20 protein-coding genes are annotated in these 21,628 nt (G+C 64.9%); 11 read left to right on the top strand and 9 right to left on the bottom strand.

Going from position 1 to position 21,628, the window contains the following annotated elements:
• Nucleotides 1–68: 68 nt before the first annotated feature.
• Both G6P99_RS15680 and G6P99_RS15675 read right to left on the bottom strand, forming a co-directional pair.
• The gene (locus G6P99_RS15680; RefSeq protein WP_029078035.1) at nt 69–1,310 is read right to left on the bottom strand and encodes an ABC transporter substrate-binding protein; all 1,242 of its coding nucleotides are present in this window, start codon (nt 1,308–1,310) and stop codon (nt 69–71) included.
• A gap of 88 nt (nt 1,311–1,398) precedes the next feature.
• Nucleotides 1,399–2,217, bottom strand: coding sequence for a putative hydro-lyase (locus tag G6P99_RS15675; RefSeq protein WP_029078036.1), 819 nt, complete (start codon nt 2,215–2,217; stop codon nt 1,399–1,401).
• 120 nt (nt 2,218–2,337) lie between these two features.
• On the opposite strand from G6P99_RS15675, the gene G6P99_RS15670 reads away from it, so the two are divergent.
• From G6P99_RS15670 to G6P99_RS15660, 3 genes are all read left to right on the top strand, one after another.
• Nucleotides 2,338–3,255, top strand: a complete 918-nt coding sequence (locus tag G6P99_RS15670; RefSeq protein ID WP_029078037.1) for a LysR family transcriptional regulator — start codon at nt 2,338–2,340, stop codon at nt 3,253–3,255.
• Between the two features lie 141 nt (nt 3,256–3,396).
• Entirely contained in the window at nt 3,397–4,647 is a 1,251-nt protein-coding gene (locus G6P99_RS15665; RefSeq protein ID WP_029078038.1) for a Zn-dependent hydrolase, read from the top strand.
• 30 nt (nt 4,648–4,677) lie between these two features.
• A complete protein-coding gene (locus G6P99_RS15660; RefSeq protein WP_029078039.1) occupies nt 4,678–5,586 on the top strand; it encodes an NAD(P)-dependent oxidoreductase in 909 nt (302 codons plus the stop codon).
• A 170-nt stretch (nt 5,587–5,756) separates the two neighbouring features.
• Here G6P99_RS15660 and G6P99_RS15655 read toward each other — a convergent pair whose 3' ends face one another.
• Nucleotides 5,757–6,833: a tartrate dehydrogenase gene (locus G6P99_RS15655; protein WP_029078040.1), complete on the bottom strand. Its 1,077-nt coding sequence runs from the start codon at nt 6,831–6,833 to the stop codon at nt 5,757–5,759.
• Nucleotides 6,834–7,001: 168 nt separating this feature from the next.
• On the opposite strand from G6P99_RS15655, the gene G6P99_RS15650 reads away from it, so the two are divergent.
• Nucleotides 7,002–7,778, top strand: coding sequence for an SDR family oxidoreductase (locus tag G6P99_RS15650; protein ID WP_029078041.1), 777 nt, complete (start codon nt 7,002–7,004; stop codon nt 7,776–7,778).
• Nucleotides 7,779–7,877: 99 nt separating this feature from the next.
• On the opposite strand, the gene G6P99_RS15645 is transcribed toward G6P99_RS15650, so the two are convergent.
• Complete coding sequence (locus tag G6P99_RS15645; RefSeq protein WP_029078042.1) at nt 7,878–8,729, bottom strand: alpha/beta hydrolase; 852 nt, start codon at nt 8,727–8,729, stop codon at nt 7,878–7,880.
• Nucleotides 8,730–8,817: 88 nt separating this feature from the next.
• Between G6P99_RS15645 and G6P99_RS15640 the strand changes: the two genes are divergently transcribed.
• The gene (locus tag G6P99_RS15640; protein WP_029078043.1) at nt 8,818–10,239 is read left to right on the top strand and encodes an amidase; all 1,422 of its coding nucleotides are present in this window, start codon (nt 8,818–8,820) and stop codon (nt 10,237–10,239) included.
• 107 nt (nt 10,240–10,346) lie between these two features.
• Here the strand turns inward: G6P99_RS15640 and G6P99_RS15635 are convergent, their stop codons facing one another.
• On the bottom strand, nt 10,347–10,979 hold the full coding sequence (locus G6P99_RS15635) for a TetR/AcrR family transcriptional regulator (RefSeq protein WP_029078044.1): 633 nt from the start codon (nt 10,977–10,979) through the stop codon (nt 10,347–10,349).
• Between the two features lie 176 nt (nt 10,980–11,155).
• On the opposite strand from G6P99_RS15635, the gene G6P99_RS15630 reads away from it, so the two are divergent.
• The 5 genes from G6P99_RS15630 (at nt 11,156) to G6P99_RS15610 (ending at nt 15,990) form a co-directional block, all read left to right on the top strand.
• The gene (locus G6P99_RS15630; protein ID WP_029078045.1) at nt 11,156–11,362 is read left to right on the top strand and encodes a ferredoxin; all 207 of its coding nucleotides are present in this window, start codon (nt 11,156–11,158) and stop codon (nt 11,360–11,362) included.
• 70 nt (nt 11,363–11,432) lie between these two features.
• Nucleotides 11,433–12,659: a cytochrome P450 gene (locus tag G6P99_RS15625; protein ID WP_029078046.1), complete on the top strand. Its 1,227-nt coding sequence runs from the start codon at nt 11,433–11,435 to the stop codon at nt 12,657–12,659.
• Nucleotides 12,660–12,742: 83 nt separating this feature from the next.
• Nucleotides 12,743–14,065 (top strand): MFS transporter, encoded by a 1,323-nt coding sequence (locus G6P99_RS15620; RefSeq protein ID WP_029078047.1) that lies wholly within the window; start codon nt 12,743–12,745, stop codon nt 14,063–14,065.
• 13 nt (nt 14,066–14,078) lie between these two features.
• Nucleotides 14,079–14,741 (top strand): sulfite oxidase-like oxidoreductase, encoded by a 663-nt coding sequence (locus tag G6P99_RS15615; RefSeq protein WP_029078048.1) that lies wholly within the window; start codon nt 14,079–14,081, stop codon nt 14,739–14,741.
• A 28-nt stretch (nt 14,742–14,769) separates the two neighbouring features.
• Nucleotides 14,770–15,990 carry a bifunctional alpha/beta hydrolase/OsmC family protein gene (locus G6P99_RS15610; protein WP_029078049.1) on the top strand — a complete coding sequence of 407 codons (1,221 nt, stop codon included), beginning with the start codon at nt 14,770–14,772 and terminating at the stop codon, nt 15,988–15,990.
• A 192-nt stretch (nt 15,991–16,182) separates the two neighbouring features.
• Here the strand turns inward: G6P99_RS15610 and G6P99_RS15605 are convergent, their stop codons facing one another.
• A complete protein-coding gene (locus G6P99_RS15605) occupies nt 16,183–17,640 on the bottom strand; it encodes a PLP-dependent aminotransferase family protein (RefSeq protein WP_084518250.1) in 1,458 nt (485 codons plus the stop codon).
• Nucleotides 17,641–17,687: 47 nt separating this feature from the next.
• Here G6P99_RS15605 and G6P99_RS15600 point away from each other — a divergent pair, with 47 nt between their 5' ends.
• On the top strand, nt 17,688–18,629 hold the full coding sequence (locus G6P99_RS15600) for a DMT family transporter (protein ID WP_051345957.1): 942 nt from the start codon (nt 17,688–17,690) through the stop codon (nt 18,627–18,629).
• A gap of 112 nt (nt 18,630–18,741) precedes the next feature.
• On the opposite strand, the gene G6P99_RS15595 is transcribed toward G6P99_RS15600, so the two are convergent.
• The 3 genes from G6P99_RS15595 to G6P99_RS15585 form a co-directional block, all read right to left on the bottom strand.
• On the bottom strand, nt 18,742–19,212 hold the full coding sequence (locus G6P99_RS15595) for a DUF1801 domain-containing protein (RefSeq protein WP_029078052.1): 471 nt from the start codon (nt 19,210–19,212) through the stop codon (nt 18,742–18,744).
• Between the two features lie 186 nt (nt 19,213–19,398).
• On the bottom strand, nt 19,399–20,454 hold the full coding sequence (locus G6P99_RS15590) for a YeeE/YedE family protein (RefSeq protein WP_029078053.1): 1,056 nt from the start codon (nt 20,452–20,454) through the stop codon (nt 19,399–19,401).
• A 114-nt stretch (nt 20,455–20,568) separates the two neighbouring features.
• Entirely contained in the window at nt 20,569–21,603 is a 1,035-nt protein-coding gene (locus G6P99_RS15585) for a quinone oxidoreductase family protein (protein WP_371261119.1), read from the bottom strand.
• Nucleotides 21,604–21,628: the final 25 nt, after the last annotated feature.

Here is a 21,628-nt window from a genome sequence, read left to right as displayed (position 1 = left end):
GCGGTGCGCTGAATGATCTCTTTCGCTGTCACAGTGCTTGCTCCCCCCGCCCCTTGCGCCATCCCGGCCTATTTCATCGGCCAGACCGCGTCGGCGATCGCGGCCTGCGGCGGGAAGATGGTGACAAACTTGCCGCCGACATATTGCAGCAGCACCGGATCGGCGTCGTTGTTCTGGCCCATGTCGTCGAACTTGACCCGCTTCCAGGGCATGATGGTCTGCTCGCCCGGAATGTCGGTCGCGACCAGCGCCTCGCGGATCTTCTCGCCATCGGTCGACTTGGCGCGGTTGATGGCGTCGGCCATCACGATCAGGCCCATGAACTGGCGCGAGGTGAGATCGTTGAAGTCCTTGCCCGAACGTTCCTTGAACATGGCGTTGAGCTTGCCGACCATCGGACGCTTGGTGGCGAGGTCGAGCGAGAAGGTGCCGCGCGAGATCACGCCTTCCAGCTTGTCGCCGACCGCGTCATACAGCGCCTTCTCGGAAAAACCCGCATCCTGCGCGACGATCGCATTCGGCTTGTAGCCGAGTTCGGCCATGGTCTTGACCAGCAGGATGCCGTCCGTCGTATAGCTCGACGGCATCAGCACGTCTGCATTCGCGGTTTTCAGCTGCTGCACCTCGGCCGACAGCGACGGCGAATTGGCGCGGTACTTGATATCGGCGACGATCTTGTAGCCGCGTTCGCCGGCGATCTTGGTCTGGGCGTTGCCGGAGTCGGTGCCGAAGATGGTATCCTCGTGGAACAGCGACAGCGTCTCGATCTTGGTGCCCTTCTTCTTCATCGCATCGTAGAAATCGAACATCGCGGCCGAGTACATCTCGTCATGCGGGGCCGCACGGAAATAGAACTTCAAGCCGCGGCGATGCAGGCTCGGCGAGGAATTGTCGGCCGAGAGGAACGGGACGCCGTAGCGTTCGCAGATCTGGCTGACGGTGACCGCGACCGCGCTCTGATAGGTGCCGATCACGGCGCAGACCTTCTCCTGCGTGATCAGGCGCTCGGCTTCGGCACGGCCCTTCTGCGGATCGGCCTGGTGGTCGGCAAACACGAGACGGATCTTGGCGCCGCCGAGGCCCGGCAGGCCCGCGCCCTTGGCGAGCGGCAGGTCGAAATCATGGTCCTTGTTGATGACGTCGAGCGCGGTCTCATAGGCCTTCTGCGCATCGACGCCCTGCTGCGCGCTGCCGCCGGAGAACGGATAGATGATGCCAATGACGACTTCGGAGGTTTGCGCGCGGGCCACGATCGGTGCCAGCGCGGCGGCGGAGGCGCCAAGCAATACGTTACGGCGAGAGATCGTCATTCGAAATTCCCCTTGGTCAGCTTTGTTCTTATCGATGTGATGCTTGTAGCGCGCAGTAAAGCCTCAATGAATTGCACGAATTGCCTATTCAGAGCACAGCGAGCTGCTTGTTCCTGAGGTCGGTCACCAGCATCAGGCCCGGCGAATGCGTGATCGCGAACGGCAGCTTCGCACTTGCGATCACCGATTGCGGGGTCACGCCGCAGGCCCAGAACACCGGGATCTCGTCGTCGGCCACCGGCACCGCATCGCCATAGTCGGGCCTGGCGATATCCTTGATGCCGATCGCATGCGGATGGCCGAGATGGACCGGCGCGCCATGCACCGACGGGAAGCGCGAGGTGATCTGCACCGCGCGGATCGCATCTGCCGGCTTGAACGGGCGCATCGACACCACCATGGGTCCGGCGAACGGCCCCGACGGGCTGCAGGCGATGTTGGTGCGGTACATTGGAACACGCAGATTGCGTTCGATGTGACGGATCGGCAGTCCCTCATCGAGCAGCGCCTCTTCGAACGAGTACGAGCAGCCGAGCACGAAGGTGACGAGATCGTCGCGCCAGTATTTTGTGATGTCGGTCGGCTCGTCGGCCACCTCGCCGTCGCGCCAGACCCGGTAGCGCGGCACGTCGGTGCGAATGTCGAGGTCGAGGCCGAGCGCAGGGATCCTGACATCGCCGACATCGGACATGCCGATGATCGGGCACGGTTTCGGATTGAGCTGGCAGAACCGGTGGAAGGCGCCGGCGAGCTTCTCCGGCAGGATCGCGAGATTGCCCTGGACGAACCCGTTGGCGAGACCGGCTGTGGTGGCCGAGGCCACGCCGTCACGGCAGGCGCGCCGCGCCTCGACGCTCGCGAGCGCCGCTTCACCCTGAGATCGCTGCACTGCCGCAAAAACAGTCATGGGAGGCTCCTGCCCATAATCTCGACAAGGACAAACCAACACCAAGCGTGATATAATGTCTAATCGTCCTTTCTAATCAAAATCGATAAATGGAATTTATCGATCGAGGATATGCTTCCAATGACGGACTTCCGCTCGATCGAAACCTTCCTCTGGGTCGTCAAGCTCGGCAGCTTCCGCGGCGCCGCCCAGCGGCTCAACACCACCCAGCCGGCGATCTCCCAGCGCATTGCCCAGCTCGAGCGCGAGATGGGCGTCAAGCTGTTGAACCGCGATCATCGCGTGGCCTCGCCGACGCCGAGCGGCCGGCTGATGATGACCTATGCCGAGAAGCTGATCGGCCTGCGCTCGGAGATGATGGCCGAGGTCGGCGACCGTTCAGCGATGCGCGGCGCGCTGCGGCTCGGTGTCGCGGAGACCATCGTGCACACCTGGCTGCCGCGGCTGGTCAAAAGCGTCAACGAGATCTACCCAAACCTGTCGCTGGAGATCGAGGTCGACATCACGCCGAACCTGACCCCGCGGCTGCTGGCGCAGGAGATCGAGCTCGCCTTCGTGCTCGGACCGGTCTCGGCCTCCGGCGTGCACAACCATGTGCTGTGCGATTACCCGATCGGCTTCCTGGCGAGCCCGTCGCTCGGCCTCGGCGACGGCCCCGTGGCGCGGCGGGATCTGGCGCGATTTCCGATCATCACCTTTCCGCGCAAGACCCAGCCCTATGAGACCGTGCGCGCGCTGTTCAACGCACCCGATCTGCCGCCGATCCGCCTGCATGCCTCGACCTCGCTCGCGACCGTGATCCATATGGCCAATGAAGGCCTTGGCATTGCGGTGATTCCATCGGCGATCGTCGAGAACGAGCTTGCCGACGGGCGGTTGCAACTGCTCGATACCGACCTCAAGCTGCCGCCCCTCACCTTCACCGCAAGCTGGCTCGCCTCCCCCGATGCGGTCGCGATCGAGCGCGTCGCTCATCTCGCCAGGCAGATCGCGCAGGCGAGCGTGGCGGTTGACGCGGTGGAAGCGGCGCGTCATTGAACGAGTGCCGGATAATCAAACGTCATTCCGGGGCGATGCGTCAGCATCGAACTAAGATGTGCTATTGCACATCTGAGAATCTCGAGATTCCGGGTCTGGTCCTTCGGACCCGGAATGACGAAATAAGAATGGACCGACGACATGAGCCGAGCCGCGACCAACCTGCAGATCGATTCCGCCCGCCTCTGGGGCAGCATCCACGAAACCGCGCAGTTCGGTGCAACACAGAAGGGCGGCGTGCGGCGCCTGACCCTGAGCGCCGAGGACAAGCAGGTGCGCGACTGGTTCCGCAAGGCGTGCGAGAACGCCGGCCTCGAGGTGCAGGTCGATGCGCTCGGCTCGATGTTCGGGTTGAGGAAAGGACGGGACATGTCGAAGCCGCCGATCGGCGTCGGCTCGCATCTCGACACCCAGCCGACCGGCGGCAAATATGACGGCATACTCGGCACGCTGGCCGGGCTCGAACTGGTGCGCACGCTCAACGATGCCGGCATCGAGACCGAGCTGCCGATCTGCATCTGCAACTGGACCAATGAGGAAGGCTCGCGCTTTGCGCCGGCGATGATGGCCTCGGCCGCCTATGTCGGCGATTTCACCACCGACGACATCCTGTCGCGCAAGGACGCCGAAGGCGTCACTGTCGGGCAAGCACTCGACTCGATTGGTTATCGCGGCGATGCCCCAGTCGGCCGCCAGAAATTCACCAGCTTCGTCGAGCTGCATATCGAGCAGGGCCCGATCCTGGAGGCCGAGGGCAAGACCATCGGCGTGGTCGATTCCGGCCAGGGCGTGTTGTGGTACGACGGCAAGATCATCGGCTTCGAGAGCCATGCCGGCTCGACCCCGATGCCGCTGCGCCGCGATGCCTTGGCGACGCTGTCGGAGATCGTGCTGGCGATGGAAAGCATCGCCAGGAAGCATGGGCCGAAGGCGGTTGGCACCATCGGCGAGGCGGTGATCGCTGCGCCCTCGCGCAACGTCATCCCCGGCGAGATCGCCTTCACGGTGGATTGCCGCAGCGCCGATGCCGCGATCATGGATGCGCTGGATCGCGACCTGCGGGCCGCGGTCGCCGAGATCGCCGCGCGGCGCAAGGTCGAGGTTCAGCTCGATCTGGTCTGGCGCAAGGCGCCGACGCATTTCGATCCGAAGCTGGTCGACGCCGTGGAGAACGCGGCCAAGCAGCTCGGCTATTCGCATCGCCGCATCACCTCCGGCGCCGGCCACGACGCCTGCAACCTCAACACGGTGATGCCGGCGGCGATGGTGTTCGTGCCCTGCAAGGACGGCATCAGCCATAACGAGCTGGAAGACGCGACGCAGACCGATTGCGCCGCCGGCGCCAACGTCCTGATGCACACGGTGCTGGCGCTCGCCGGCGTCGCGTCGTGATCCTCTGATTCCCTTTACCTGGAGGTGCGCATGCGCGCAGTTTTCGTCGACGCCAATGAATCGCTTGCGGTGATCACGGAGCGGCTGGAGAAACCGGGCGATCCCAGGATGCGGATCAACCGCAACCCGGACATCAAGCCGGAAGACTATCCGGCGGTGCTCGACGGCGCCGAGATCGCGGTGGTCGATCACACCGCGTTGCCGACCGACATTGCCAAGAAGTGCGCCGGCCTGAAGCACGTCGTGTTCCTCGGCACCGGTGCGCGCAGCTACATGAACCCGGAGGAACTCGCCGGGCTCGGCATCGCCGTGCACCTGATCAAGGGCTATGGCGACACGGCGGTCGCGGAGTCCGCGATCGCGCTGATGTGGTCGTCGGCGCGCGTGATCGCGCAGATGGACCGCGAGATGCGCGCGGGCAACTGGCTGCGCGAGGACGGCATGCAGCTGACCGGCAAGACGCTCGGCCTGGTCGGCTTCGGCGGCATCGCCGCCGAGGTCGCGCGCATCGCGCTCGGCAGCGGCATGAAGGTGATCGCCTGGAACCGGTCGCCCAAGAGCCATCCGGGCATCGAATTCGTCGATCTCGACACAGTGCTGGCAAAGAGCGACGTGATCTCGATCCATCTCTTGCTGAACGACGGGACCCGCGGGATGATCACGCGCGACAAGATCGCGCAGATGAAGAAGGGCGTGGTGCTGATCAACACCGCCCGCGGCGCCATCGTCGACGAGCAGGCGATGATCGATGCGCTCAATTCGGGCCACATCCGCCACGCCGGCCTCGATGTCTACAACACCGAGCCGCTGCCGAAGGACCATGCGCTGACGAAAATCCCGAACGTGACGCTGTCGGCGCATTCCGCCTTCCGCACGCCCGAGGCGAGCGAGAATCTGATCCACGCGGCATGGGAGCATTGCCGCAGGATCGTGAAGTAATAATTATCGACGTCGTCCTGGACAAGCGAGCGTAGCGAGCGCGATCCAGGACCCATTACCACCGGCCTGTGTCATCGCGCAGGCCGGTAGTCAGACCTATCAAGACAACAAGCACTCGGGGTAATGGGTCCTGGCTTTCGCCAGGACGACCCCGTGATTGACAGCACAGCTCAATCCACCATCTCTGCAACGGCCTTGCCGCAGGCCGTGGTGTCGGCGTTGCCGCCGAGATCGCGGGTGCGCAGCGTGCGTTCGCCGAGCGTGCGCTCGATCGCGCCGACGATGGCGTCAGCGGCCTGCTTCTCGCCGAGATGCTCCAGCATCATCGCACCCGACCAGATCATGCCGATCGGGTTGGCAATGCCCTGCCCCGCAATATCCGGCGCCGAGCCGTGCACCGGCTCGAACACCGACGGGAAGTCGCCTTCCGGGTTGATGTTGCCCGACGGCGCGATGCCGATCGTGCCGGTGCAGGCCGGGCCGAGATCGGAGAGGATGTCCCCGAACAGATTGGAGCCGACCACGACGTCGAACCAGTCCGGATGCAGCACGAAGTTCGCGGTGAGGATGTCGATGTGGTACTTGTCCCACTTCACACCAGGATACTTCTTGGCCATTGCCTCCACGCGCTCGTCCCAATAGGGCATCGTGATGGAGATGCCGTTCGACTTGGTCGCCGAGGTCAGATGCTTCTTCGGCCGCGACTGCGCCAGGTCGAACGCGAATTTCAGGATGCGGTCGACGCCGATGCGGGTCATCACCGTCTGCTGCGTCACGAACTCGCGGTCGGTGTCCGGGAACATGCGGCCGCCGACCGAGGAATACTCGCCCTCGGTGTTCTCGCGCACCACCCAGAAATCGATGTCGCCGGGCTTGCGGTTCGCCAGCGGCGACGGCACGCCGGGCATCAGCCGCACCGGGCGCAGATTGACGTACTGGTCGAATTCGCGGCGGAATTTGATCAGCGAACCCCACAACGAGATATGATCCGGGATCTTGGCGGGCCAGCCGACCGCGCCGAAATAGATCGCGTCATGCTTGCCGATCTTGGCCTTCCAGTCGGCCGGCATCATCTCGCCGTGCTTCTCGTAATAGTCGTAGGAGGCGAAGTCGAAATGGTCGAACTTCACGTCGACGCCGTGCTTTTTCGCCGCCGCCTCGATGACGCGCAGGCCCTCCGGCATCACTTCCTTGCCGATGCCGTCGCCGGGAATGACCGCAATCCGATACTGCTTCTTGCTGCTCATCGAGAACACCCTTGTGATTTGCCCGGCCGGCAATGCCGCCTATCCTGACGGCCCTGCAATGGACCAAACTTCGCGCCAGCGCAACGCTGCAGTGCAGTGTTGACCGCGGCGCGACCCTGCCCCACCAAATTCGCCGATATCCGTTCCTCATAACAAGCGAGACATCCCATGGATCTGCATCTGCGCGGCAAACGTGTCCTGATCACCGGCGCCTCCAAGGGCATTGGCGCGGCCGCCGCCGAAGCCTTTGCCGAGGAAGGCGCCAACCTGCTGCTCGCCGCCCGCAACGGCGACCAGCTCAAGGCGCTGGCCGAGCGGCTGCGCTCGGCGCACCAGATCGATGCGGCGATCAGCGTGGTCGATCTGCGCAAATCGGAAGACCTGGCGCGGTTGGCAAAAGAGGCCGCCGACATCGACATCCTGATCAACAACGCCGGTGACATCCCGGGCGGCTCGATCGACAAGATCGACGAGGCGACCTGGCGGCATGCATGGGAGCTCAAGGTGTTCGGCTATGTCAATTTGACGCGCGCGATCTATGCCCAGATGAAGGCGCGCGGCGGCGGTGTGATCGTCAACGACATCGGCGCGGCCGGCGAGAAGTTCGACGCCAACTACATCTGCGGCAGCGCCGGCAATGCGGCACTGATGGCGTTCACCCGCGCGCTCGGCGGCAAGAGCCTGGCAGACAATATCCGCGTGGTCGGCATCAATCCCGGCCCTGTCGGCACCGACCGCCACGTCACCCTGCTCAAGACCCGCGCCAAGCATCAGTTCGGCGACGAGAACCGCTACAAGGAATTCCAGAAAGGCATGCCGCTCGGCCGTCCCGCGCATGCGCGCGAGATCGGCGACCTGATGGCGTTTTTGGCGTCCGACCGCGCCGGGTATACGTCGGGCGTAATTTACACGGTAGATGGCGGGTTTACGTCGGGGTGGGGCTAGTCCTTCTCCGCGTCATTGCGAGGAGCGACAGCGACGAAGCAATCCATAGTCCCTCATATGCGGACCGATGGATTGCTTCGCTTCGCTCGCAATGACGCGTTACCCCGCGGTCCGCTCGAACAATTGCCGGATTAGCGTCGTGATGCGGCCCTGCGGCGCCTGCATCTGGTGCATGATCGAGAAATGATCGGCGCCCGGGATCTCTTCATAGGTCACCGGCAAGCCGTAGCGGGCGCGATGGCCGGCGAAATCGGCGGTCTGCCTGCGCAGCAGCGGCAGCTCGGCGCTGCCGCCCACCAGCGACAGCGGCTTTGCCGTGCCGCCCTGCTGCATCATCGGCGAATTGCGCCGCGACATGCCTTCGTCGAGCTTGAGCTTCTCGTTGAGATAGGAGTGCCTGATCGGCTCGAGGTCGTAGATGCCTGAGATCGCCATGCCGGCCCGGACGTTGGGGTTCGACAGCGCCATCGACGTCAGATGCCCGCCCGCGGACCAGCCCGACACCACGATGCCATCGGCAGCGGCACCGAGGCCCGGCAATTGCTGCGCAAGAAAATCGATCCCGGCGTGAATCTCGGCGACGATGTCATCGAGCGTCGCATCCGGCGCCAGCGTGTAGCCGATCAGCGCGACATTGATGCCATGCGCCATCGGCCCCTCGGCGAAGATCGTGAACACTTCCTTGGCACGGGTCTGCCAGTAGCCGCCGTGGATGAACAGCAGCGTCGGCGCACCGTCGTGCGCCTTGAGGAAATCGATCCGGTTGCGCTCACGCGGGCCGTATCTGAGATCGAGATGATTGGAATGCTGCTGCCGTAGCGCCGCCGAGCGCTGCTCCCAGCCGGCGGCGATCTCGGCACTGCCCTTGACGGCGACGCCGTTGTTCAGGCCGACGTCGCGCTCCTGCTGGCTCATCGCGCGCCAGTCCAGCGCGGAAAACAACGCTGCCATTCCCAACCCCTCGGTTCTCGTCGCATTGCCACAACGGCAGGAAATGTTCTACAGCACAAGCAAACAGAACACATAGGAGCAACGGTGCATGGCTGATCAGGGCTTGGTGAAGGAAACGGCGTGTGCCGTCGTCGGGAAACTGAAGGCCGGTGACGTCACGCCGCTCGATCTGCTCGATGTGCTGGAAAAGCGCATTGCCGAGGTCGACGGCAAGGTCAACGCCCTGCCCACACTCTGCTTCGATCGCGCCCGCAGCCACGCCAAGGCCCTGATGCGGAAGCCGGTCAGCGAGCGCGGCCTGCTCGCCGGCCTTCCCGTTCCGATCAAGGATCTCACTGCCGTGTCAGGCGTGCTGACCACGCTTGGCTCGCCGATCTTCAAGGACAACATCCCGGCGAAGTCCGACATCCTGGTCGAGCGCCTCGAACAGAATGGCGGCGTGATCTACGCCAAGTCGAACACGCCGGAATTCGGCGCCGGCGCCAACACCTTCAACGAGGTGTTCGGCCCGACGCGCAATCCCTGGGACACGTCGCGCTCGGCCGCCGGCTCGTCCGGCGGCGCCGCGGCGGCACTGGCGAGCGGCACTGCGTGGCTCGCCCACGGCTCCGACATGGGCGGCAGCTTGCGCAACCCCGCAAGCTTCTGCGGCATCGTTGGCCTGCGGCCGTCGATCGGCCGCGTCGCGCACACACCGAAATTCGGCGTCGACCGCACGCTCGGCGTGCAGGGACCGATGGCGCGCAATGTCGAAGACCTCGCGCTGCTGCTCGACGCAATGAGCGGCGAGCATGCCGCCGATCCGTTGTCGCTGCCCGTGCTGCCGACGTCGTTCCTCTCGGCGACACGCTCCGGCAGCAAGCCGAAGCGCATCGCCTATTCGCCCGATCTCGGCATCACGCCTGTTGATCCCGAGGTCAAGGCGGTGACCCGCAAGGCGGCGGAGCGCTTTGCCGAAGCCGGCGCGATCGTCGAGGAAGCGCATCCAGATTTGCGCGAGGCCCATGAATGCTTCCACGTGCTGCGCGCGTTCGATTTCGCGATCAGCAAGGCCGAATTGCTGCGCACCAAGCGCGACCTGCTCAAGCCCGAGGTGATCTGGAACATCGAGGAAGGCCTCAAGCTCACGGTCGAGAAGCTCGAGCGCGCCGAGGCGCAGCGCGTCGCGATGACCGCGCGTGCGCTCGAATTCTTCGAGACCTACGATCTGCTGCTGGCGCCGGCCACCATCGTGCCGCCATTCCCGGTCGAGAACCGCTATGTCGCCGAATGCGACGGCAAGACGTTCGATAATTACGTCGAATGGCTCGGCATCGTCTATGCGATCACGCTGGCCTGCTGCCCGGCGCTGTCGCTGCCCTGCGGCTTCACCGCGTCGGGCCTGCCGGTCGGCCTGCAGGTGGTCGCCAAACCGCGCGCCGAGGCGCAGCTTCTGGCTGGTGCGAAGGTGCTGGAGGATGTTCTGGGCGTGCGCGGCACCACTCCGATCGATCCGCGGCCGCCGAGATAAAGCAGCCTAAAGCGCGATGAGATTGGGTTGAATCATCATCGCGCTTTAGCTCTTTGTTTGAGCATGATCTTCTCGGAAAACCGCTTCGCACTTTTCCGGATCATGCTCTACGCCTTGTCTTCCGTCGCCTTGAGCGCGACGGTGAGTGCGTGCTTGGTCTGCTCGACGATCTCGTCCAACAGCTCCTCGCGGCTGATCTGGGCGGACTCGCCGGTGAGCAGGCCCTGCTCGGCGAGCATCACGATACCGTGCAGCCCGGCCCAGATCTTCAGCGCCTGGCGCTCGCGCAACAGCCCGACGGCCGGCGCCTCGAACGACTCGATCAGCAGCGCCAGCGTGTCCATCGCCGCGGTGTGCAGCTCGCTGCCAACAGGCGCGCAGGCCATGGTGCGCGATGCGAACATCAGCCGGTAGATGCCGTGGCGCTGGAGCCCGAAGGCCAGCGCGGCCTGGGCAAACCGCGACAGTTTCGATCCCTTACCCGGCTGCTCGATCGCCTCGCGCATGATCACGTTGAACTGCCGGAACGCTTCCGCGGTCACCGCCTCGAGCAGCGCCTCGCGGTCGGCGAAATGCCGGTACGGCGCCGGCTGCGAGACGCCGAGCTGCTTGGCCAGCGCCTTGATGCTGATCGCTTCGGGACCACCAAGCTCGACCTCGCGCAACGCGGCCTGAATCAGGGCTTCGCGAAGGTCGCCATGGTGGTAGGTTTTGAACGGCTTACGAACGATTTGTCCCATTGCGGCAATGATCGCTGAATTTTTGCTTGACGCGCAAGCGCGACGATAATGTAATATGCTATAACTTGGCGGTCAGGTTAAGAGGCCGGCCGCCCAAGCAAGCTAGAACTTGCATAATATGAAGTGAGGAACCCGGCGCGCCCTGCGGTGCGCCAGAGCCGAGGGAGAGTGCTTGCATGTCCAAGCTCAGAATCCGCGTCGACCAGGACAAATGCCAGGGTCACGCCCGCTGCAAATCACTCGCCCCCGAACTGTTTGAGCTCGACGAATACGGCAATGCCCATGAGGCCGGCGACGGGACCGTTCCGGCCGGGCTCGAGGACAAGGCTTGGCTCGCACAGACCAATTGCCCGGAAATCGCGATCGAAGTCACCGAGGAATGACGGCCGGCCGGGGCGGCCGCGCGCCTCCCGTTGAGCCCAAGCGTTTGATCGAACGAGAAGGAACGAGCTGATGTCCGATTCCCCGTCCGCAACCTATCTGCCCGAACATCCCCCGGTCACCGACTGGGTCCATGATTTCGACCACACCGACCCGGTCTGGACCGACGATCCGTTCCCGATCTGGGAGACGCTGCGCTCAGCCTCGCCGGTCGTGCATACCGAGCGTTTCCTCGGCTGCTACATGCCGACCACCTATCAGGCGGTGAAGGAAATCGCCTACGACACCGAACATTTCTCCTCGCGCCGCGTCATCGTGCGCGACGTCCGCCCCGAGATCACCGCCCGCGCGCCGCCGATCACCTCAGATCCGCCGGAGCACAAGCCCGCCAAGCAGGTGCTGCTGCCGCCGTTCACGCCGGACGCGATGGCGCGGCTCGAGCCGCGGGTGCGCGCGATCTGCAACGAGCTGATCGACGAATTCATCGCCGATGGCCATTGCGACGCCGCGGCGCGTTACACCAAGCACATCCCGGTGCGCGCCATCGCCCACATGCTCGGCATCCCCGAGAAGGACGGCGACCTCTTCATCAAGTGGATCCACCAGATCCTCGAGCTCGGCATCAAAAACGAAGACGAGCTGATGAACGGCGTGCGCGAGATGACCGGCTATTTCATGGCCCATCTCGAGCAGCGCAAGCTTGCGCCGGGCGACGACCTGATCTCGCAGCTGCTGCGGGCCAAGGGCCCCGGCGGCCAGCCGCTGACCGACGAGCACGTGCTCGGCTCGCTGCGGCTGCTCCTGATCGCCGGCATCGACACCACCTGGAGCGCGATCGGCTCCTCGCTCTGGCACCTCGCCAAGACGCCGGCCGATCGCGAGCGGCTGATTGCGGAGCCGGCACTGATCCCGACCGCGATCGAGGAATTCCTGCGCGCCTATGCGCCGGTGACGATGGCGCGCGAGGTGATGAAGGAGACCACGATCTCCGGTTGCCCGGTGAAGGCCGGCAACATGGTGCTGCTGTCCTTCCCGGCGGCGAATCGCGACCCCGCCATGTTCCCCGACGCGGACAAGGTGGTGATCGACCGCAAGGAGAATCGCCACGCCGCCTTCGGCCTCGGCATTCACCGCTGCGTCGGTTCCAATCTGGCGCGGATGGAGATGCAGGTCGCGATTGAGGAATGGCTGAAGCGGATTCCGGATTTCCGGCTCGATCCGGCCGGCAAGGTCACCTGGTCCGAAGGCACGGTGCGCGGGCCGCGTCAACTGCCTGTTCTGTTCGGCAAGACCGCCTGAGCGGCCGGACACAGCAGTTACATCGCACCATTCAATGAGGTAGCTTGCCCGGAATCGAACCGACGAGTCCGGGAGGCTAGCTTATGACCGATCAAACCGCTCAATCCGCGAGCGATCATCTCGACATCCACGATGTCGAGCGGCGGGTGAAGGCGATCTTCATCGGCTCGGTCGGCAATCTCGTCGAGTGGTATGATTTCTACGCCTATACAGCGTTCGCGCTGTATTTCGCACCGGCGTTCTTCCCGCACAGCGATCCGGTGGTGCAGCAGCTCAATGCCGCCGTGCTGTTTGCCGCGACCTTCCTGATGCGCCCGCTCGGCGGCTGGCTGTTCGGCTACATCGCCGACCGCTACGGCCGGCGGCTGTCGCTGACGCTGTCGGTGGTCTGCATGTGCTTCGGCTCGCTGATCATCGCGGTGACGCCGACCTATGCCAGCATCGGCATTGCCGCGCCGGCGATCCTGGCGCTGGCCCGCATCATCGAGGGGTTGAGCCTCGGCGGCGAATACGGCGCCAGCGCCACCTATCTCAGCGAGGTCGCCGATCCCAAGCACCGCGGCTTCTACTCGAGCTTCCAATACGTCACACTGATCGGCGGCCAGCTCACCGCGATCATCGTGCTCTTGCTGCTGCAGAAGGTATTCCTGACCTCGGACGAGCTGAAGGCCTGGGGCTGGCGGATCCCGTTCGTGATCGGCGCCGGGCTTGCGATCTTCGCCGCGGTGATGCGGCGCGGCCTGCACGAGACCGAGGCGTTCGAGGAGGCCAAGAAGGTGTCGAAGCCGACCGGCTCGATCGTCGGCCTGTTGAACTACCCGCGCGAATTGCTGCTGGTGGTCGGCCTCACCGCCGGCGGCACCGCGGCGTTCTACACCTTCACCACCTACATGCAGACCTTCGTGAAACTGTCGGTCGGGCTGACCGAGGACCAGACCACCTTCGTGATCTTCGGCTCGCTCATCTTCGCGACCATCCTGCAACCGATCTATGGCGGCCTCTCCGACCGCATCGGCCGCAAGCCGCTTTTGATCTTCTTCGGTGTCGTCGGCACGATTTCGACAGTGCCGATCCTGACAGCGCTGAAGGACACCAAGTCGCCGTTCATCGCCTTCCTCTTGATCTGCGGTGCCTGGATCTTCGTCGCCGGCTACACCTCGATCAATGCGATCGTGAAGGCCGAGCTGTTCCCGACCAATGTCCGCGCCCTCGGCGTCGGCCTGCCCTATGCGATCACGGTGTCGATCTTCGGCGGCACCGCGCCCGCGGTCGCGCTCTATTTCAAGAGCGTCGGGCACGAGGACTGGTTCTATTATTACCTCAGCGGCATGATCTTCCTGTCGCTCTTGATCTATTCGACGATGCGCGACACCAAGCACGAATCCGCGATGCATCGCCACGAATGATGACACGACGCCAATGACCGACGACCAGGAACCGCCCGAGAGCAAGCTGACGCGCAGCAAGCAGCGCTGGGCGCGCGAAGGCAAGTTCCTCACCGGCAAGATCACCCGGCCGGAGGAGCAGCGCCTGCCGCCGGGCCAGCATCTGACGGCGGACTGGCCGGTGCTCGATCTCGGACTGATGCCCAACGTCTCGCAGGAGCGCTGGCGGCTCGACGTCTACGGCGCGGTCGAGCAGACGATCTACTGGAGCTGGCCGCAATTCATGGCGCAGCCGCAGACGCAATTCGTCTCCGACATCCACTGCGTCACGACCTGGTCGCGCTACGACAATCAGTGGGAGGGACTCGCCACACGCGACCTGCTCGCCACCTGCCGGCCGCGCGAGGACGCGCGCTTCGTCGCGCTGCATTCCTATGACGGTTATACGACAAACCTGCCGCTCGAGGATTTTGCCGCCGAGGACGCGCTGCTCGCCCATAGCTGGTCGGGCAAGCCGCTCGAGCAGGAGCATGGCGGCCCGGTGCGGCTCGTGGTGCCGCATCTCTATTTCTGGAAGAGCGCCAAATGGCTGCAGCGCATCGAATTCCTGACCGAAGATGCGCCGGGCTTCTGGGAGGTGCGCGGCTATCACAATCGCGGTGATCCCTGGGCCGAACAGCGCTATTCTGGCGACTGACAACCACCAAGAAAAATGGAGCCTGCCCGTGCCGCACGAACGCTTTCAATTCACCGGTGTGGACGGCCATCAGCTGGCCGCAGCACTTGATACGCCGGACGGGCCGATCAAGGCCTATGCGCTGTTCGCGCATTGCTTCACCTGCGGCAAGGACGTGCTGGCGGCAAAGCGCATCGCGGTCGCGCTCGCCGCCAAGGGCATCGCCACCTTGCGGTTCGATTTCACCGGCCTCGGCTCCAGCGAGGGCGATTTCGCCAACTCGACCTTCACGTCGAACGTCGCCGACCTCGTCCGCGCCGCCGACCATCTGCGCGAGACGCGCAAGGCGCCCGCAATCCTGATCGGCCACAGCCTCGGCGGCGCCGCGATCCTCGCGGCCGCGGGCCAGATCCCCGAGGCGAAGGCGGTCGCCACCATCGCCGCACCCTCCGATCCCGCCCATGTCACGCATTTCTTCAAGGACCGCATCGAGGACATCCGCACCCAGGGTGAAGGCGAAGTGTCGCTCGCCGGCCGTCCCTTCCGCATCAAGCGCGAATTCCTCGACGACGTCGCCGAGCAAAATCTGATGGCGCAGGTCAAAAGCCTGCACAAGGCGCTGCTGGTCATGCACTCGCCGACCGACGACACGGTCGGCATCGACAACGCCACCAATATCTTCATCGCCGCCAAACACCCCAAGAGCTTCGTCTCGCTTGCGGGTGCGGACCATCTCCTGAGCGGCAAGCAGGATGCCGCCTATGTCGCCGACCTGATCGGCGCCTGGGCGGAACGCTACGTCGATCTCGCACCGCAGCCGGCAGCAGACACCGGCGCCGCACCGCGCAACGTCGTGGTGCAGGAGACCCGCGCCAGCAAGTTCCAGCAGATCGTCACCACGGGGCCGCACCGCATGCTGGCCGACGAGCCGGCCGCCGTCGGCGGTCAGGATACCGGCCCCGGCCCTTACGATTTCCTGCTCACCGGGCTCGGGGCCTGCACCTCGATGACGATGCGGATGTATGCCGACCGCAAGCAGTTGCCGGTCGAGCGCATCACCGTGACGCTCACGCACAACAAGATCTACGCGAAGGATTGCGAGGAGTGCGAGACGCGCGAGGGCATGCTCGACCAGATCGACCGTGTCATCCGGATCGAGGGCGAGCTCGACGTCGAGCAACGGAAGCGGCTGATGGAGATCGCCGACAAATGCCCGGTGCACAAGACGCTGACGTCGGAGGTGCGGATCGTCACCAAGGCGGCGGAGTAGAACCTGCGACGCAGCGAGATGGGCCGAGCCGAAGCAGCATGTCAGCTGTATCCGCTCTCCACTTGAAATATCGAAAACAACCCCATGCAAAGTAGCCGGCGGCCGCCGGCGTTCGACAAGGCTACTTGACACGTCGGGCAACTCAGGGATATTTTTCTAATATTCCGAAATCGTGAAAGCACCTCTCGCCGTCTACCCACGCGCCGCGCGCTTGCCGGCCAGGCAGTTCGCCATGATCCGGACCGCCGCGCCGATCTCGTTCTCGCGCCAGGCGGCGAAGCCGAGCAACAGGCCATGGTCGCGCGGCCGTTCCAGCGCGAGGCTCGACAGCGCGCGCACCTCGACGCCGGCGGCGACCAACCGCGTCACGGCGCTCCGGTCGGCGCCGCCGTCCTTGAAGCGGGCGATCAATTGCATGCCGCCGGGCGGGACCTCGGCCGCGAGCACCTCGCCGAGCTGCCGCGCCAGCGCCGCGGCGAGGTGATCCCGGCGCGCGCGATAGATCCGCCGCATCCGTCTGACATGCGCCAGGAAATGACCGTCGGTCATGAAACCGGCCAGCGCCTCCTGGACGTGCACGGAGGCGATCAGCCCGAGATGCCGCTGCGCGATCTCCATCGTCCGCGCCAGTGATGGCGGCACCACCAGATAGCCGATGCGGATATCGGCGGTCATCGCCTTCGCGAACGTGCCGACATAAAGCACGCGCCCCTCGCGATCGAGCCCTTGCAGGGCCGGCATCGGGCGGCTGTCATAGTGAAACTCGCCGTCGTAATCGTCCTCGACGATCCAGGTCTTGCCGGGTTCGGCCGTCGCCAGCAGCTCGGTGCGGCGCGCAACCGGCATCACCCGTCCGGTCGGATGCTGATGTGAGGGCGTCGTGAAGATCAGCTTCGGCGCACGCGCCGCGCGCATCCGCGTCATGCCCCATTGATCCAGCCTGACGCCGACGACGTCGGCGCCGGCCGCGCGAAACGCCGCTGCGGCGCCGGGATAGCCGGGATCCTCGGTCCAGACCGCATCGCCTGATACGATTGTGGTCGCCGCGATCAGCGTCAGCGCCGCCTGCGCGGTCGGCAGGATCAGGATCTGGTCGGCCTCGGCGTGCACGCCGCGGTTGATTTCGAGGTAGTCGCGCAAGGCTTCGCGCAGCGCTGGCCGGTTGACCACGGTCTGGTCGTTGAAGCGGCGGCGCAGCGCGCTACGGCGCAGGCAGCGCGCCCAGATCTCGTGCGGAAAATCGCGCGCGTCCGCAAACCCGAGACGGAGCGGCCGGAATTCGGCCTGGTACGACAGCGGCCAATCGGCCTCCGAGAGCTGCAAGGCCCAGGGCGACAGCAGCGGCTTGCGGGCGGCGTCTCGCCGTGGCGCCGGCATAGCCTTGGCAAAGCGTGCCTCGATATCGTCGGTGACCACCGGCCGCCGCCGCGCGGCGACGCGCAGATAGCCCTCGGCCGCGAGCTGCTCATAGGCATGCGTCACCGTGTTGCGCGACACGTCGAGCTCGGCCGAAAGGCTGCGGCTCGACGGCAGCATGGCCCCGCTCCTGATCCGGCCACTCGCCATCAGCGCGCGCAGCTGCCCCGTCAGCTGCGCGGCTAGCCCGGCATCATCCGACCGCTTCAGCACGAGCAATTCGGCGAGGATCAATCTGGCTCCTCTAGTCTATCCAATCTGGCCCTTTCGAGAGAGCCAGCATGATCCTATTCACAAGCGGTATCGCCTGCAAGGATGCCGCCGTGAACCAGTCGCAGTCGCCAGCCAAAGCCGCCGCTTTGTTCGTCGTCGTGGTGCTGGCCTGGGGCATCAACTGGTCGGTGACGAAATCGCTGGTCCAGGCGGTGCCGCTGCTATGGACCGCATCGATCCGGAGCTGGGTCGCGCTGATCGCCCTGCTGGTGATCCTGCGCGCCAGCGACAATCTGATCATTCCGCGAATCGCCGATGTCCCGGTGGTGCTCAGCGTCGCCCTGCTGCACATGACGTTCTTCTCGACACTGACCGCCGCCGGCCTGCGCTATCTGCCGGCGAGCAAGGGCGTGGTGCTCGGCTACACCACGCCGCTCTGGGTCGCTCTTGCCGCCGGTGCCGCGCGGACCGAACGGCTCGGTACATTGAAGCTGGTCGGGGTCGCGTCGGGGCTCGCCGGCCTCTGCGTGATCCTCAACCCGGCGTCGCTGGACTGGAGCAATCTGCACATCATTGCCGGCGCCGGCATGATCATCGTCGCCGCGATCTGCTGGGCCGCGAACATCATCTATATCCGCTCACACCGCTGGATCGCGACGCCGCTGCAGCTGTTGCTGTGGCAAGTGCTCGTCGCGACGCTGGTACTGACCACGACGGCGCTGGTCACCGAGGGCGTGCCCACGGTGACATGGTCGCCGCACCTCGTGCTGCTGTTCCTCTATTCCGGCTTCATCGGCACGGCGTTGGCTTATTGGGCGATGTCTGTTGTCAACAAGAGCCTGCCGGCGCTCACGACCTCACTCGGCACGACGGGGACGCCGATCGTCGGGATCGTCACCGCGGCGCTGCTGCTCGGCGAACCGATAGATATGTCGCTCGCGATTGCCGCGGCCCTGATCGTCGGCGGCATCGCGCTGAGCTCGCTCGCGGATGCACCGGCGCGTGCGTAATTAGGGCCTGTACTCATGGATTCGTCACGTCCGCTTCGGTCTCGGAAGCTGACGTCAAAACCGACGTCGCTGCATGTCGGCCTTGGGCCAGAAGCGGCAGCCGCCAGGAGGCCTATTTCTTCTTCTTCATCGCCGCCGTGACGTACGGTTTCTTGGCGGCCTGAGCCATCCACGAAAGCACCTGGTCGTCGTCGAACTCGTCCATGGCGGTCAACTCGACGCCGCGGGTGGCCTTGCCCATTCTGAACGGTGTCACTGGGGGTTCCGGTTGTAGTTCGTTGCCTCGGATGAACATCAGCTTCAGGTGACCGACGAAGGCGCCGGAAGAGAAGCACCACCCATCGGGAACGCCATAGTAAGCCATTCCCCATTTCACCGCGCGTTTGAGGTCGGGGATTGCCTTGGCGGCCAAGGCATCGACATGTTTGGCGATGCTCTTCTGCGGTTCGGGAAGGCTCTCGATATAGGCAAATACCGGCTTGTCGCCTTCGGCCGCTTTCGCGGGACTCGCCTTGCCGGTCATCGCTACCAGAAGCTCGACACTTTTTGCCTGTGGCGTTCCCGTGTCTTTTTTTACTGCCATGGCCCCACCGATCTAATTCGTGATGCGGCAGCGGATATACGGCCCACAACCGACCTCGTTTCGACGCTAAGCCTATCCTTTTCCACCGGCGGCACAATGACAGCTCTGGGTCATAAGCCGCCGATAACTACCGAACCGGGCAACTTCCGCTTTATGACCGGAAGCCGCCGGTTATGAGTAAGCGCCCTAGGCCGTCGCCAGCGGCCTGACCCGCAAGGCCCCGCGCAGACCTGCACCGGTGCCGAGCAGGATGCCGGCGATAGCGATGAACGATGACAGCGACAGCGTCGACAGCCCGGTCAGCCCCTGCCCGACCGAGCAGCCGAAGGCCATGACGCCGCCCGCCCCCATCAGCGCGGCGCCGCCGGCCGAGCGCAGCATGTGCTGCGGCGACCGATAGCCTTCGAGCTCGAAGCGTCCGGTGGCAAGCGCCGTAATCAGGCTGCCGGCAAACACGCCGAACACGGTGACGATGCCGAAATTGAGCGTCGAGCCGGTCGACAGCATCACATATTGCAGCGCGTCGGCGATCGGCGCGATGAAGGTCAGCGACGTCACCGGCACCGGATTGAAATCATCGGCGCCGAGATAGCCGGTCGCGTACCAGCCTGCCGCCACCAGCAGGCCGACGATCAGGCCGGCCGCGATCTGGCCGGGCGATTTTCGGAACGGCGCATAAGCGAAGGCGAAGATGATCAGCACGGCCGCGAGCACCGAGGCCGCGATCATCCGCGCCGGCACCGCACCGAGGCCGGCGCTTGCCAGCAGGGCCGGCACCGAATTGGCGGCGACCGTGGCCTGAGACGACTGCACCATTGCGATCCGCATAGGCGCAATCAGTCCCTTCAGCGTCATCTCGGCGAAGATGCCGAGCACGATCACGACCACCAGGGAACGCAGATTGCCGCGCCCGAGCAGCACCAGCGCGCGCGAGCCGCAGCCATTCGACAGCACCATGCCGTAACCGAACAGCAGGCCGCCGAGGAACATCACCGGCGCCGAGAATGACGGTTGCAGATAGATCGACTTGCCGAGATCGACGAGGCCCGCCGCCGCCAGCAGCTGCGAGGCCGCGATCGCAACGCCCATCGCCAACGCGTAGGTACGTGCCAGCCGGCCGTCGCCCTCCGCCCACCAGCCGCGCAGGCCGCTCATCATGCAGAAGCCGCTGACGAGTCCGACCGAGCCGTAGATCAGGCCGATGATCAGGGCGGCGAGGATGACGATCGTGGCGGAGTCCATGCAAGGGTCCTCAAGAGTTCGTCACTGCGAGCGAAGCGAAGCGAAGCAATCCATACCACCACAACGGGAGAGAATGGATTGCTTCGTCGCTTCGCTCCTCGCAATGACGGTGAATTACGGTCGCAGGATCACGCGGTCGCGCGACGAGCCGGCGACGGCAACGAACGCCGCCTTGGCCTGTTCCAGTGGATAGATCGCGTTCTGCCTGATCGGAAACGGCTTCAGATGCCCGCTGGCAAAGCCCGGCGCGAGCTCGCGCAGCACCTCGCCGGTCGCAACCGACGACAGCGCGAGCGTGTCGATGCCGACATAGGTGTGCTGTCCGCGGTAGAATTCGAGGATGTTGAACTGCACGATGCGGTCGACCGCGGCGATCAGGATCTGTCGGCCGCGCAGCGCCAGCGACTTGTGCGCGGCCTGGAAATAAGGATCGCCGACCGTGTTGTAGACGATGTCGGCGCCCTTGCCGCTGGTCAGCTCGCGCACCCGCGCGGCGACATCGGTGGTGGAGGCATCGATCACCTCGACCGGCGAATTCGTGTGGCCCTCATAGGGCTCGCTCTTGCGCACCACGCCGATCGCGCGCGCACCGTGCCAGCTTGCGATCTGCACGGCGGCCTGGCCGACCTTGCCGTTGACGCCCATCACGAGCACGGTCTCGCCCGCCTTCGGCAGTCCGGCGCGGCGCAGGCCTTCCATCGCGGTGACAAAGGGCACGCCGATCCCGGCGGCTTCGTCCCAGGAGATGCCGGCGGGTTTTTCCACCACGGCATCGCGCTCGACCACGAGATGCGTGGCGTGGGTGCCGTCGCGGCGGATGCCGAGATCGCCTGATGAACCGAACACCTCGCGCCCGATCAAGCCCGACGGACCGTCAATCACGACGCCGGCATAGTCGCGGCCGGAGGTGCGCGGGAACACGGCATAGGGCATCAGCCCGGTCGCGGCCTTCACGTCGGACGGATTCACCGCCGCCGCCTTCACCTCGATCAGGACATCGTTGTCCCCGCACGACAGTGCATGCGTCTCGACCACCGGCGCCACCGCAGCCGCGTTCTCCGCCTTCGTCAGCAGGCGGACGCAACGAGCATCGACAGGATGACGATTTGCTTGCGGGGCCGGCGGCATGAGCATTCCAGTCTCAGTCATGAAGCGCGCCGCAAAGCACGCGGAT

The organism is Bradyrhizobium sp. 6(2017) (assembly GCF_011058295.2).
In the GTDB taxonomy this organism is placed as follows: domain Bacteria; phylum Pseudomonadota; class Alphaproteobacteria; order Rhizobiales; family Xanthobacteraceae; genus Bradyrhizobium; species Bradyrhizobium septentrionale.
Note: the sequence above shows the minus strand (reverse complement) of the source record. Positions and strands in the feature narration are given on the sequence as shown.